This is a genomic window from Saccharopolyspora erythraea (assembly GCF_018141105.1).
Lineage (GTDB): Bacteria > Actinomycetota > Actinomycetes > Mycobacteriales > Pseudonocardiaceae > Saccharopolyspora_D > Saccharopolyspora_D erythraea_A.
Map to the genome: position 1 here is coordinate 737,705 of NZ_CP054839.1, position 13,423 is coordinate 751,127.

Annotated in this window: 10 protein-coding genes; 5 read left to right on the plus strand and 5 right to left on the minus strand. The window is 73.4% G+C overall.

The features are described from left to right. Positions 1-275: 275 nt before the first annotated feature. Both HUO13_RS03505 and HUO13_RS03510 read right to left on the minus strand, forming a co-directional pair. Complete coding sequence (locus HUO13_RS03505) at positions 276-1,856, minus strand: glycerol-3-phosphate dehydrogenase/oxidase (RefSeq protein WP_211900063.1); 1,581 nt, start codon at positions 1,854-1,856, stop codon at positions 276-278. 169 nt (positions 1,857-2,025) lie between these two features. Next, positions 2,026-2,760, minus strand: coding sequence for a TetR/AcrR family transcriptional regulator (locus HUO13_RS03510; RefSeq protein ID WP_211900064.1), 735 nt, complete (start codon positions 2,758-2,760; stop codon positions 2,026-2,028). Positions 2,761-2,776: 16 nt separating this feature from the next. Here HUO13_RS03510 and HUO13_RS03515 point away from each other — a divergent pair, with 16 nt between their 5' ends. The 4 genes from HUO13_RS03515 (at position 2,777) to HUO13_RS03530 (ending at position 8,151) form a co-directional block, all read left to right on the plus strand. After that, entirely contained in the window at positions 2,777-4,426 is a 1,650-nt protein-coding gene (locus HUO13_RS03515) for an FAD-binding oxidoreductase (protein WP_211900065.1), read from the plus strand. 347 nt (positions 4,427-4,773) lie between these two features. Beyond that, a complete protein-coding gene (locus tag HUO13_RS03520) occupies positions 4,774-6,111 on the plus strand; it encodes a uracil-xanthine permease family protein (RefSeq protein ID WP_211900066.1) in 1,338 nt (445 codons plus the stop codon). Next, positions 6,092-7,447: an amidohydrolase family protein gene (locus HUO13_RS03525; RefSeq protein WP_211900067.1), complete on the plus strand. Its 1,356-nt coding sequence runs from the start codon at positions 6,092-6,094 to the stop codon at positions 7,445-7,447. The genes HUO13_RS03520 and HUO13_RS03525 overlap by 20 nt, the downstream gene beginning before the upstream one ends. Continuing rightward, positions 7,444-8,151, plus strand: a complete 708-nt coding sequence (locus tag HUO13_RS03530; protein ID WP_211900068.1) for a sulfite exporter TauE/SafE family protein — start codon at positions 7,444-7,446, stop codon at positions 8,149-8,151. The genes HUO13_RS03525 and HUO13_RS03530 overlap by 4 nt, the downstream gene beginning before the upstream one ends. 11 nt (positions 8,152-8,162) lie before the next feature. On the opposite strand, the gene HUO13_RS03535 is transcribed toward HUO13_RS03530, so the two are convergent. Continuing rightward, a complete protein-coding gene (locus HUO13_RS03535) occupies positions 8,163-9,182 on the minus strand; it encodes a LacI family DNA-binding transcriptional regulator (RefSeq protein WP_211900069.1) in 1,020 nt (339 codons plus the stop codon). Positions 9,183-9,409: 227 nt separating this feature from the next. Between HUO13_RS03535 and HUO13_RS03540 the strand changes: the two genes are divergently transcribed. Further along, the gene (locus HUO13_RS03540) at positions 9,410-9,922 is read left to right on the plus strand and encodes a DinB family protein (RefSeq protein ID WP_211900070.1); all 513 of its coding nucleotides are present in this window, start codon (positions 9,410-9,412) and stop codon (positions 9,920-9,922) included. A gap of 114 nt (positions 9,923-10,036) precedes the next feature. On the opposite strand, the gene HUO13_RS03545 is transcribed toward HUO13_RS03540, so the two are convergent. Next, positions 10,037-10,426 (minus strand): hypothetical protein, encoded by a 390-nt coding sequence (locus HUO13_RS03545; RefSeq protein WP_211900071.1) that lies wholly within the window; start codon positions 10,424-10,426, stop codon positions 10,037-10,039. Then, positions 10,419-13,244: an FtsK/SpoIIIE domain-containing protein gene (locus HUO13_RS03550; RefSeq protein ID WP_211900072.1), complete on the minus strand. Its 2,826-nt coding sequence runs from the start codon at positions 13,242-13,244 to the stop codon at positions 10,419-10,421. The genes HUO13_RS03545 and HUO13_RS03550 overlap by 8 nt, the downstream gene beginning before the upstream one ends. Between the last annotated feature and the right edge of the window lie 179 nt (positions 13,245-13,423).

A 13,423-nucleotide genomic window follows, 5' to 3' on the forward strand; every position in this document is an offset into this window, starting at 1 on the left:
GTACCGGCGGACCTCACCCTATAGGGCGTCGTACCCCTCGCATCCCGCCTTCCAACACAGCGGCGGTGCAGCATCCCCCGAAAACCCACTCATCCCGGAGACCTGCCGGGGCCTGGGGGCGGCGAGCGCCCCAGAAACCCCTCTGAAGGTGACCCGCCAGCCCTGCTGGATGCGTCGAAAACTCCCGCGCCCCCGCTCTCAAAGTGAGACGCGATGTCAAGGCGACCACCCCGAAGCCCGCGCCCCCGCCCCAAAGGCGCACCGCCGTCAAGCCCCTACGCCCAAACCCCTTCCAACGCGCGGTTGACCAGTTCCGCCACCGACGGCCGGGCGGCTGCGCGTGCTTGCGGGTCCAGGCCGATGCGGGTTCGCCGGTCGAGGACGTCGTCGACGTCCAGGGCGCCTTCGTGGCGGACCGCCCAGAGCACTTCCGCCGCGGTCAGGCCGGGTGCGACGGTGTCGGCGAGGTCGGGGTCGAGTTCCGACAGCGCCGCCACCCGGACCGCTTCCGTTCCGTACTTGCCGACCAGCCGCGCGTCGGCCTCGATGTCGCAGAGCTGGTGGCGTCCGGCCGCCCCGACCAACGCCACCGCCGTGGTCCGCGAGGGCCCGGCGGGCATGCCGGCGGCCTCGATGGCGGTGTCCACGGCGTCGGCGGCGGCTCTGCGGTAGGTCGTGAGCCTGCCCCCTGCGACGGTCACCACTCCATCCGGCGAGGTCAGCACGCTGTGCCTGCGAGCGAGCGGTTCCATACGCCGCCGCAGCCGCGATCCGCCGGAGCCCTCCGCCACGGCGCGCAACGCGGCGAACGAGCCGATGACGTGCGTGCGTTCCAGCGGTGTGCCGAGGAGGTCGCGGACAGCGGAGAGCAGCATGTCCACATCGGACTCGTGTGCCCCCGGCACGCTCAGGTCCGCAGGCACATCGAGCGTCTCGCCCCCGGTGGTGCCCAGGTAGGCCCGGCCGTCGGGCTGCGGCAGGAACCGCAGGAAGCCGCCGTTCGGCAAGGGCGCGATCAGCGACGTCCCGGCCAGTCCGGCCGCGTCGGCGTCCACCACCAGGTGCGCGCTGCGCTCGGCGCGCAACTGCACCTCCGGCGCGAGCACGCCTGCCCATACCCCGGTCGCGTTGACCACCGAACGGGCCCGGATGCGCAGCGACTCGCCGGAGCGCTCGTCGACCGCGTCCGCGCCGTCGCGGTGCAAGGCGGTCACCCGGACCCGGGTGAGCACGCGGGCGCCGAACCCGGCGGCGGTGCGGGCCAGCGCGATCACCAGCCTGGCATCGTCGACGAGCTGGCCGTCGAAACCGAGCAGGCCGCCCCGAAGGCCGGCCGCGCGCAGCCCGGGTACGAGCGCCAGCGCCTCTGGGGCCGAGATGCGGCGAGGGGCAGGCAGCGCGGACGACGGTGTCCGCGCCGCGCGGCGCAATGCGTCACCGGCGCGCAGACCGGCGGTCAGCAGCAGCTCAGCCCGCCGGGACGCCGACTCGTGCAGGGGGATCAGCTGCGGCATCGTCCGGACCAGGTGCGGGGCGGTGCGGGTCATCAGCACGCCGCGCTCGACCGCGCTCTCCCGCGCGGTCAGCACGTCGCCGGCGGTCAGGCTCGTCAGGTCGCCGTCGACCAGCTTGCTGGACCAGCGCGAGTTCCCCCAGGCCAGGTCCTCGGCCTCCACCAGCGCCACCGACAGCCCGCGCGCCGCGGCGTCGAGCGCGACACCGGTGCCGGTGACGCCGCCGCCGACCACCAGAACGTCCAGTTCGTCGTCAGCCACCGCCGACAGCTCCTCGGCGCGCCGCGAGGCGTTGAGGGAGGTGGCGCGCAACGATCCGGCGGGCAGCGGCGTGGTGATCAAAACGCCTCCTCTGGTCGGCGGTGAGTGCTTGGCGGAGTACCCGGAGTTCCGACGTGCGCGACCCGCTCCGCCGGCCCGACGTCCGCGACGTGCCCCGAAGCTCTGCCGTCCGCGACGTGCCTCAGCGCCCCGCCGTCCGCGCTGCGCCCCGCCACCCCGCCCCGGACAGTCACGGCGCTTCCGGAGCTTCGGGCCGCAGCGCGGCGTCGAGCAGGTGCGCCAGCTCGTCGACCAGGGCGCCCGGGTCGACCCCCGCCTCCGCCGGTCCGGTCGAGACGACGAACGACTGCAACGTCATCAGCAGCGCCCGGCTCTGGGCGGCGGGGTCCGCGCGCCGGATCGAGCCGTCGAGGTGGCCCTGCACGAGGTAGTCCCGCAGGAAGCGCTCCGCGGCGAGCTGGGTGCTCCCCAGCTGCTCGACGAGGTAGGGCAGCAGCAGCTCGGCGTCGGTCTCCAGGACCCTGCGCAGCAGCGGCGCCGAACGCAGCAGCCGCACGCAGCGGAGCATCGCGTTGACCAGCCGGTTTCGCGCGCTGCCGGTGCCCTCCGCGGCCCGGGCGTGGTGCAGGATCTCGGCGAACTCGGTGGTCATCAACGCCGTCACCAGGCTGTCGACGTCGGGGAAGCGGCGGTAGAGGGTCATCCGGCTGACCCGGGCCCGGCGGGCGATCTCGGCGAGCGTGCTGCGCCGCACCCCGAGGTCGAGCACGCACTCGCGGGCGGCGGTCAGCAGCTCGGCGTCCCCGACGCGGTTCGGCGCGCGGCGCAGGTGCTCGGCGCTCCGGGCGCGCTGCCGGTCGGCGCCGGGCTCGTCCGCCTCGGGAACCCGCGTCGACGCGATCGGCGCGGACCGGACGAGGTCCGCCCGGCGAGCCGATGTTGACCTGTGACGCTCGGACGCCATATGTAACACTGTACTGGTGAGCGAGTTGATCGACCACACCCTGCGAGGGAGCTGGACCTCTTCGGGTGCCGCCGCCGCGCCGTTGTCGGCACACGCGCTGCGCTGGTTGCGCGACCGCATCGGCCTCGTCGAGGAGAGCACCCCGGCCGTACCGGCGTCGCTGCTCGACGTGCCGGAGAGCGCGCTCGGCGAGGCGGTCCGCGCGGAGCTGGCCGATGTGGTCGGCGAGCAGCACGTGCTCACCGAAGTCGCACCGCGTCTCGGTCGCGCGGGCGGCATGTCCTACACCGACCTCATGCGCCGCCGGACCGGTTCGGAGCTCGCGGTGCCCGACGGCGTGGTGCTGCCCGCCGATCCCGAGCAGGTGCAGCGGGTCGTCGACGTCTGCGTCCGCCACGACGTGGCGGTGGTGCCCTTCGGCGGCGGCACGTCGGTCGTCGGCGGGGTCAGCGCGCTGCGCGGCGGGAAGTCGGCGGTGATCGCGCTCGACGTGACCAGACTCGACCAGCTCGTCTCGGTCGACCCGGTGTCGCGGATCGCCGTGTTCCAGGCGGGTGTCCGCGCGCCCGAGGCCGAGGCGGTGCTGGCTTCCCACGGCTTCACGCTGGGGCACTTCCCGCAGTCCTACGAGCGCGCGACCATCGGCGGTTTCGCCGCGACCCGTTCCGCCGGGCAGGCTTCGGCGGGCTACGGGCGCTTCGAGAGCATGGTCGAGGGTGTCCGGCTGGCCACCCCGGTGGGTGACTGGCGCCTCGGCGCGGCGCCCGCGTCGGCCGCCGGACCCGACCTGCGTCAGCTCGCGGTCGGCAGCGAGGGCGCGCTCGGCGTGATCACCGAGGTCGCGCTGCGCGTGCGCCCGGCCGCCACCGAGCGCCAGTACGAGGCGTGGGTGCTCGACGGCTGGCAGGCGGGCGCGGACGCGGTCCGCGCGCTGGCGCAGGCGCACGCGCTGGCCGACGTGACCCGGCTGTCCGATGTGGACGAGACCGAGGTGCAGCTCGAGCTGGCGGGCGGCATCAAGGCCCGCGCGCTGCACACCATGCTGCGGGGCAGGGGCGTCGTCGAGCCGTGCATGCTCGTGCTGGGCTGGGAGGCCGCGTCCCGCGCGGAGCTGAAGCAGCGCCGCGCGGCGACGTTGCAGGCGTTGCGCGGATTCCGCTCGGTGCGGCTGGGGCGCAAGGCGGGCGAGGCGTGGCGGGCGAACCGCTTCGCGGGACCGCGCCAGCGCGACGCGCTGCTCGACCTCGGCGTGTGCGTGGAGACCCTGGAGACCGCGACGCGCTGGTCGGCGGTCTCGGACCTGCGCAGCGCCGTGCGCTCGGCCGTGGTGCGCGCGATCGGAGTCGACCGCAAGGCGCCGATCGTCATGTGCCACATCTCCCACGCCTACGAAACCGGGGCGTCGCTGTACTTCACCGTGCTCGCGGCCAGGGACTCCGACGACCCGATCGCCCAGTGGCAGCGGGCGAAGGTGGCCGCCAGCGAGGTGATCGCCGAGCGCGGCACCATCACCCACCACCACGCCGTCGGCGCCGACCACATGCCCTGGCTCGGCGGGGAGATCGGCACCATCGGGGTGGACGTGCTCGCGGCGGCCAAGCGGGCGATCGACCCGACCGGAATCCTCAACCCGGGCAAGCTGATCCCGGGCCGCGAACCGGCCTGACCGGCCCCGCCGCACTCGTCGTCGGGCTTGACCCGCGCCCGGCGTGCCGGGTCCGTGCCGTTCGCGCTCCCGGCGCGCCGTCCCACCGCTGCCGGGCCGCCACCGCGCTCTCGCGGCGCCCGCCCCGATGCCCGCGCAACCCCCACCACTGGCGTCCACGGACCCGTCCGACAATCACCCGCCACCGGCCCGGCAAAGCCCGACCCCTTGACAGGGCCGGGACGACTCACAATACTTCCGCTGCATCGATGGCCAAATCGATTTGGCCCTGGTGATGACCTCACGGGGGCCGACACCCGCGGTCCGCGCTGCGTTGCTCCGTCAGCCCTTCCCGCAGGGAGGCCCCTGTGCCCGCAACACACCCCGTCGATGAGTTCCGCCCGCTGTCCAGGCTGATCCCGTTCGGCCTGCAGCACGTCCTGGTGATGGCCGCGAGCCCCATCTCCAGCGTCTTCCTGGTCAGCAAGACCCTCGGGCTCGACCCCGACCTCACGGTCCGGCTCCTGTCGGCGACGTTCGTGCTCTCCGGCGTCGGCACCCTGGTGCAGTCGCTGGGACCGTGGAAGTTCGGCGCCCGGCTGCCGTTCGTGATGCTGCCCGGCGGCGCGCCGGTCGTGCTGTTCATCGCGATCGCCGAGGAGCACGGCCTGCCCACGGCGTCCGGCGCGGTGATCCTGACCGGCCTGTGCTACTTCGTCGCGCTGCCGCTGTTCGCCCGCCTGCTGCGCTTCTTCCCGTCGATCGTGATCGGCACGATGATCGTGATCATCGGCGTGACGCTGGTGAAGGCCGGTGGCGTGCTGGTCGTCGGCAAGCCGGGAACTCCGGGCTTCGGCGACCCGCGCAACCTCCTGCTCGGGTTCGCCACCGTCGCGTTCACCGTCCTGTGCTTCCGCTTCCTCGGCGGGGTGCTGCGCCAGCTCGCTGTCGTGTTCGGCCTGCTGGCAGGCACCGCGCTGGCCGCCTTGCTCGGCGCCGTGCACGTCGAAGGGCTCGACCGGACCGCCGTGGTGAGCCTGCCGAGCCCGCTGCCCTTCGGCCCGCCGGAGTTCGACCTGGTCGCCGCGCTGCCGCTGATGATCTTCGCGCTGGCCTCGATGGCCGAGGCGACCGGCCAGACCGTGCTCAACGGCGAGATCGTCGGCAAGGAGATCGACGTCCGCCGCGACGTGCCGAGGACGATCCGGGGCGACGCGCTGGTCTCGCTGCTCGGCGGCCTGTTCGGCACCTCGCTGATGGTCACCAGCGGCGAGAACGTCGGCATCGTGCGGGTGACCGGGGTCCGCAGCCGGTTCGTCACCGTCATCGCGGGCGTGCTGCTGGTGCTCATCGGCGTGTTCACGCCGATCGCGCACCTGGTCAACGCCGTGCCCCCGGCCGTGGTCGGCGGGACCGCGATCGTCGTGTTCGCCATCATCGCCGTGCTCGGAGTGCAGATGCTGGCCAAGGCCGACTTCGCCGACCACGCCAACGTGGTGATCGTCGCCGTGGCGCTGTCGGCCGGGCTGCTGCCGAGCCTCCTTTCCGGCCTCTACCAGGCACTTCCGTCGAACCTCGCGATGCTGCTGGAGAGCGGGGTCGCGGTCGGCGCGTTCGTCGCCGCCGGGCTCAACCTGTTGTTCCACCACCTGCCCCGCTTCGGGGCCGCTACCGAGAAACGGGAAAATGACCGCGCCGCAACGTGATCTGCTGCAAGCACGCGACCTCCTGCTGCTGCCCGAGGTGGTGCTGCTGCCTGACGGCCCGGTGCGCGACCACGCGGTGGTCGTCGCCGACGGCGTGTTCCGCGCGGTCGGCCCGGCCGCCGAGCTGGTCGAGGCGTACGCGGAGCTCGACCCGGTGCGCCTCGACGGCCACCTGCTCATGCCGGGTTTCGTGGACGCCCACCACCACTTGACGCAGAGCTTCGGCAAGGCCCTGGCGTTCGGCGAGCCGTCGGAGATCTTCCGGCGGATCTGGGTGCCGCTGGAGCAGGAGCTCGACCCGGAGTCCGCCTACGTCGCGGCCAAGCTGGCGGCCCTCGAAGCCCTGCGCGGCGGCTTCACCACCGTCGCAGAGGCGGGCACGAGGGCGCGCGTGGACGTCGGCGTGGTGGCCGACGCCGCGGCCGACGCGGGAATCCGCTGCGTGCTGGGGGAGGTGTGCTTCGAACCCGCCGACGGTGAACGCCACCTCTCCCGCTGGGAGTCCGCCGACCTGGTCCACCCGTCGCTGGCGATCCCGATCGCGGAGGCCGCCGAGGACGAGGTGCTGCACGCGGTCTCCCGGTTGTGCGCCGAGGCCGGTGCGGTGTTCCAGATCCACGTCAACGAGCACCTGGCCTCCGTCGAGCGGTCCCTGGAGCGGCACGGCAGGCGTCCGCTGGAGCACCTGTACGACGTCCGGGCGCTCGGTCCGCAGACGCTCGCCGCGCACGCGACCATGCTGACCCCCGGCGAGCTGCGGCTGCTCGCCGACAGCGGCGCCGCCGTCAGCTACAACCCGGTGGCCAGCGGCTGGAAGGGCAACGCGGTCGCCCCGGCCGCGCTGATGGCGGAGTCGGGCGTCCGCTTCGGGCTGGGCACCGACGGCACCCGCGGCGACGGCTTCCGCCTCACCGACGCCGCCGAGCTCGCGCAGCGGTTCGCCTTCGGCCTGCACAACGGGGACTCGTCGTGCGGTGGCGGGCTGACATGGTTGCGGCACGCGACCGCCGGTGGCGCCGACGCGGTCGGGCTCGGGTCGGTGACCGGCACCGTCGAGGCGGGCCGGGCCGCCGACTTCCTGCTGGTCGACCTGCGGGTGCCGGAGCTGTGCCCGTCGTGGGACCTGCCGTGGGAGCTGGTCCGGCTGGCCAACCGCGACCAGATCACCGCCGTGGTGGTCGCGGGGCGGCTACGGCTGTGGCGGGGCTGGCCGGTTGACTGGGACGGCCGCGAACTGATCGAGGAGGCCGCGAAGACCGGCCGGGAGGTCGTGGCGCGAGCCCCGTTGCGCAAGATCCACCCGCTTTCCACCGGGTGCCGGGAGGAGGACGCGTGAGCATCGGTTTCCTGGTGCTCGTCGCGGTCGCCGTCACCGCGGCCGCTTTCGTGCAGGGTGCCACCGGAGTCGGGTTCGCCCTGATCGTCGCGCCGGTCGTCGGGCTGGTCGAGCCGTCGCTGCTGCCGGTCCTGCTGCTGGTGCTGATGATTCCGCTCAACCTCTACGTCGCGGGGCGCGAGCGCGGCAGCCTGGACCGCACCGGCGCGGGCTGGATCACCGCCGGGCGCTTCGCGGGCACGTTCGGCGGGCTGTGGGTGCTGGCGGCCATCCCGCTCGCGCAGCTCAACCTGCTCGTCGGCGCCTCGACCGTGCTGGCCGCCGTGGTCACGCTGCTGGCGCCGAGCTTCAGCCCGGGGCGTGCGGCGTTCCTGACGGCGGGGGCGGTCACCGGGGTCACCGAGACCGCGACCGGGGTGGGCGGGCCGCCGCTCGCGCTGGTCTACCAGCACAGCCCGGCGCCGGTGCTGCGCTCGACGGTCGCGGTCTGCTTCCTGGCGGGCGAGCTGATCTCGGTCGCCGTGCTGCTGGCCACCGGGCGCATCCGGGCCGAGCAACTGTGGCTGGCGCTGTTGCTCCTGCCCGCGGTGGCGCTCGGCGCGCTGCTCAGCCGGTTCGTGCACCACCGGCTCGACGGCAGGCTGATGCGCCTGCTCGTGCAGGTCTTCGCGATCGTCTCCGGCGTGGTGCTGCTCTTCGCCTGAGCGGGACCGCCTCAGCGCCGCAGGGAGGAGGCCCGCGGTACGAGCACCGGAGGCGGCACCGAGACTTCCGGTGCCGCCTCGCCGCGCGCCGGCCCGCGTCGCAACTCGGCCAGCAGCACAGACACCGCACCCTCCGCGGCCTGACCGAGGTGCAGGTCGACGGCGGTCAGCGGCGGGTCGCACGTGCGGGCGCGCAGGCCGTCGTAGCGGGTGGCGACCATGACGTCGTCCGGGACGCGCAGCCCCCGGTCGGCCAGCGCGCGGACGGCCCCGACCGCGAAGGCGTCGACGGTGGCGCAGACGGCGTCGACGCCGGGGTGGCGGTCGAGGAGGTCGGCGCAGGCCGCGTAGCCGGCCTCCGCGCCGCCGGACTCCTCGGCGAGCACGACCAGCTCCGGCATCCCGTGCTCGCGGGCGAAGCTCCGGTACTCCTTCGCGGCGTCCACGTAGGAGTGGCGGCGGGCGCTGCCGACCAGTAGCGCGATTCGCCGCCCGCCCTGCTCTCGCAGGTGCTCCAGCAGCAGCCGGACCACCGCGGCCGCGTGCAGGTCGACGTGCGGCAGGTCGGTGCCCGGCTGCCTGCCCACCGCGACGATCGGTAGCCCGCGGTCGCGCAGCCGCTTGGTGGCGCTGTCGTCGGCGTCGGGCTCGACCACGATCGCCCCGTCGATGTCGAGCGAGTCGAGCGGCGGATCGGCCTCCACCGGTGGCACCAGCACCAGCGCGAAACCGTGCATCAGAGCCGACTCCGCCGCGGCGGCGGCGACCTCCATGAAGAACCCGAGCCGCGACGGGCCACCGGCGACGGCGAACGGCATCGACGAGACGAGCCCGATCGTGCGCGACTCGCCCCGGCGCAACCGCTGGGCCCGCAGGCTCGGCCGGTACCCGAGCTCGGCGGCGACCCGCTGCACCCGCTCGCGGGTCCTCGGGTCGACCTTGCCGATGCCGTTGAGCGCGTGCGAGACGGTCGTCCTGGACACGCCTGCTTCGCGCGCCACGTCGGCGATCGTGGGGCGAGCCCCGGCCATCGCGCCTCCTGGGTTCCGAGTCCGGCGAGCGGGCGTTGCCGGGCCCGCCGGAAAGGCCGCTCACCAGCCGTCCCACCGGCCTCGGACAGCGTGTCCAGGCTAGTACCCCGGCCGGTGGCCCAGCGGCTCGCACCTTTCGCGCGGCATTGGTTCTGATCTAGGACACGATTGGGCCTACATCGTTCATATGGTCGCTCCAGAACGACCGAACGGAAGGCGAAACACCCATGACGACCTCGAACAACGCCCCTGCCGACGAGCGCGACGACATCCTCGCCACGCTCGGAGAGCAGCGCGGTTTCCTGCTGATCCCCCTGCGCGGGATCACCGACGAGCAGGCGGGTACCCGCACCACGGCCAGCGAGCTGACCCTCGGCGGGATCATCAAGCACGTCACGCGGGTCGAGCGGTACTGGATGCAGATCATGACCGGGCAGGAACCCGAGCTCGTGATGGACACCGACCAGTACCGGGTGGTCGAGGGAGAAACGCTGGCCGGAATCCTCGACGACTACGCCGCGGCTGCCCGCGAGACCGAGCAGGCGCTGATGGCGACGCCGGACCTCAGCCGCCGGATCCAGCTCCCGCCCGCCCCGTGGGCGCCGGATCCGGTCTTCTGGTCGCCGCGCCGCATCATGCTGCACCTGATCCGGGAGACCGCGCACCACAGCGGGCACGCCGACATCATCCGGGAGGAGATGGACGGCGCGATCACGACGACGCAGATGGCGTCGGTCTGACGCTGTCCTTGGACTCACCTCGCGTGCCGTCCGGTGGCGGGGGTGGGCCAAGCGGCCGTGCCGCTTCAATGATCTGAGCTCGTCACACCCGGCGGGTCGCTCCCGCGCAGCAGGTCAGCCGCTCTTGCGGCGCAGCAGGGAACCGGCCGACCAGCGCGGCTTGTCCAGCGCGTCGTGCAGTTCGAGGAAGGCGTCCTGGACCGCGCGGCGCGACTCCTCGGGGGTGGCCGGCGGTGCGGACAGGTCCGGGTCCGGGAGGCTGCTGACCTTCAGCCACCGCTCGTCCCACAGCGCCTCCAGCGCCAGGGTCCAGCGGGTCCGCACGTCCTTCTCAACCTGCTCGCGCTGCTGGTCGGCCTCCTCCTTGCGGCTGTTGCCGCGGGTCACCGACTCCTCCAGCTCGGCGGCCTTGTCCTGCTCGTGCCTGCGCATCCGCTGCGCGGCGGTTGTGGCCGCGGCGGAGAGCTCCTTGTACCGCACCGAGGCGGGCACCTGCTCAGTCACCGGCTTCCTCCCTGCTCTCGTCGGTCGACCGCTGCGCGGGGACCTCGGGCACGGCGGTGCCTGCGAGGTCGAACGGCAGGACCACCTCGGGGCGCGAGTGCTTCGAGCGGTCGAAGAAAAGCCCGCGGCGGGCGCGCGGCGACCAGTTGACGACCTGTCCCGCCGCGAATGCCTGCAACTCCTGGCCGTGCACGTCGAAGGCGACCCAGGCGCCGATGTCGTCGACCGGCCCCATGCCGAGGGTGTTCTTCACCCGCTGCGCGCTGCGCCACCAGCCGATCACGTGGATGCGCAGCTCCGGGCCCTGCTTGAGCACCTTGCGCAGGTGGTCGAGCGCGCTGGCGCGGGTCTGCGGGTCCTTGCGCTCCAGGACGGTCTGCGCGGCGTCGGCGGCGTAGAGGAGCAGGCAGTGCGGCACCGGGACGGCCTCCGACGATGCGCTGCGCTGGTCGACGGTGTCGGCCAGCGAGGTCACCGCCGCCTCGATGCCGTCCAGCCCGATCACCTCCACCTCGTGGCCCTCGTCGCGCAGCGCCCCGACCAGTGCGCGGACGTCCTCGTGCGCCTCGTCGACCAGTTCCGCGACGGTGAAGCGGATTCCGCCGGGCTCGTGCTGGCGCGCGAGCGACAGCGCCGCCGCGCCCAGCACGCTGGCGGCGTCGACCCGGACCGAGCCGATCACCGCGATGTTGCGTCCGGGCGAGCGGGCCAGCTCGACCGCGGCCGCCGTGCCGTCGACGTCGATGACCTGCCCGAGCAGCGCCTTCGGCGCGGCACCGGTCGGATGCAGCCCGCGGTAGTCGCCGAGCCCGGCCAGCGAGGGAAGGTGCGAGCCGTCGAACAACCGGGGCGGCGCGGCGGCGGGATCACGCTGCTCCCAGAGCTTGAGCTGCAGGTCGTCGAAGGTGTGCTTGGCGGTGGCGTCGGGAATCCGGGCGATCTCGTTGCCGTGCTTGACGCCCGACTCGTGGTTGACCACCGCGTGCCAGCGCGGCAGCTCGATCGCGGCGGTGTTCTGCTCGGTGAGCACCCGCCGCGCCTTCGGCAGCGCGATGCGCAGGATGAACTGCTCGAAGATCGCCGGCTTGCCCCAGAACGCCTCGATGCCGGAGACGTCCTGACTGGCCAGCACCAGGTGGATGCCCTGCGACCGGCCGCGTCGCGCGACGTCCTCCAGCAGCGTCGTGGCCTGGCTGGACACCGTGTCGCGCTCGGCGAACAGGTACTGGAACTCGTCGATCACCGCCACGATCCGTGGCCAGCGGCCGTCCGGGTCCTCGGCGCGCAGCTCTTCCAGCTTGGTGACCTCGTGCTCCTTCGCCGCGTCGGCGCGGCGCCGCATCTCCGCCGACAGGAACCGCAGCAGCGCCAGCCCGAACTCGCGGTCCGCGTTGACGTTGACCCCGACGAGCTGCGCGTGCGGCAGCCAGCTCGGGTCCCGCTTGCCTGGCGTGAACTGGGCGAACGACACGCCTTCCTTGAAGTCGAGCAGGTAGAGCTCGAGCTCGTCGGGGGAGTAGCGGGCCGCCATCCCGCCGAGCATCCCGTAGAGGAAGTTCGTCTTGCCCGAACCGCTCGGGCCGCCGATCAGCGTGTGCGGGCTCGCGTCGCCGAGCGTCACGCACACCGGCTCGCCCTCGGAGAAGCCGACCGGGGCGTGCAGGCCGGACGTCGAGCGCTGGGTCCACAACTGCTCGGGCACCAGGTCCTCGAACGTCCGCACCCGCGCCCGGCGGGCCAGGAACGCCTCCGCGATCGACGAACACGCCTTGGTGACGGTGTTGCCCGGCGGCGACTCCTCCAGCCGGATCACCGCCTCGGGCCCGGTCATGCTGCACCGCGCGTGGTCGGGGTCGATCAGCGTGACCGACTCGATCGCGCTGTTGACCGTCAGCGGCAGGTCGACGATGACGAGCTGGATCCCGCAGGCCAGGCCGTTGCGGGCGATCCGCTGCAACTGCTGTTGCTGTTCCTCGCGCAGCGGCTGGCCGTCGCCGAGGAGCACCGCGATCCGCCAGGGTTCGCTGCGGTGCCCGGTCTCGGCGGCCAGCGCCCGCAGCGAGGTGTGACCGCCGAGCAGCGCGCTTGTGTGGATGCGGCGAATGTGGTCCGACAGCGCATCGAGCATCTCGTCCAGCCGCGTCGGGTCGTGCGCGGTGAGCACTCCGGCCCGGGTCAGCGGGTACAGGCCGGGCAGCGTGCCGGTGAGCTGGGCGACGTCCCAGACGTGCACCCGGACCAGGCCGGGCTGGAAGTGCCCGAGCACCCGCAGCAGCAGGTTCTGCACCAGCGCCTCGGCGGTCTCGCGGGTGCCCGGCCGCGTGGTGATCCGCAGGTGCGACTCGTCGAGCAGCGGTACCGCGGCCGGGAACGGTTGCGGCGCGGGGGAATCCGGCACCTGGGCGGTGCCGATGTGCCACAGCTCCGGGGCGGGGGAGGACAGGTCGGCGGTGCCGACCCAGCCGAGCCACTCCTCCCACGGCCGCCCGGCGGAGCCGGGAGCGGCGGCTTCGGCGAGCGCGGTCAGCTCCGCCGGACCGCTGGCGGTCCACTCGGCGTAGATCTCGTCGCGCTCCAGCGTCGCCTCGGTCATCGCGGCGTCGAACGCGGGGCTCGGCGCGCCCTCGACCCGCGACGGGTCGCGGGCGGCTTCGGCGACGCCGATCTGGGCGATCCGCAGGGCGAACTCGCGCTGCGCGCAGTCGGCGTGGATGCGGCGGCGTTCGTTCTCGGCGGCTCCGAGTGCGGTGGCGACGCTCGACCTCAGGCGCGCGAAGGCCGCTTCGATGCGGCTTCGGCGCTCGCTGCGTTTACGCACTCCCCACCTCGGAACATGGGTTACCGACCGTGAGCAAAGTACCACCCGTCGGTTGGGCGAGCAGCAGTCGTGTCCGCGGTGCGGACGCCCGGCTTCCGCAGTGCGGGACGGCGGATTTCCCGCCCGCCGGGCGGCTTTCGGCTTCCGGACGGCGCCGCAGTCGGCGTCGGTGCGCCCGC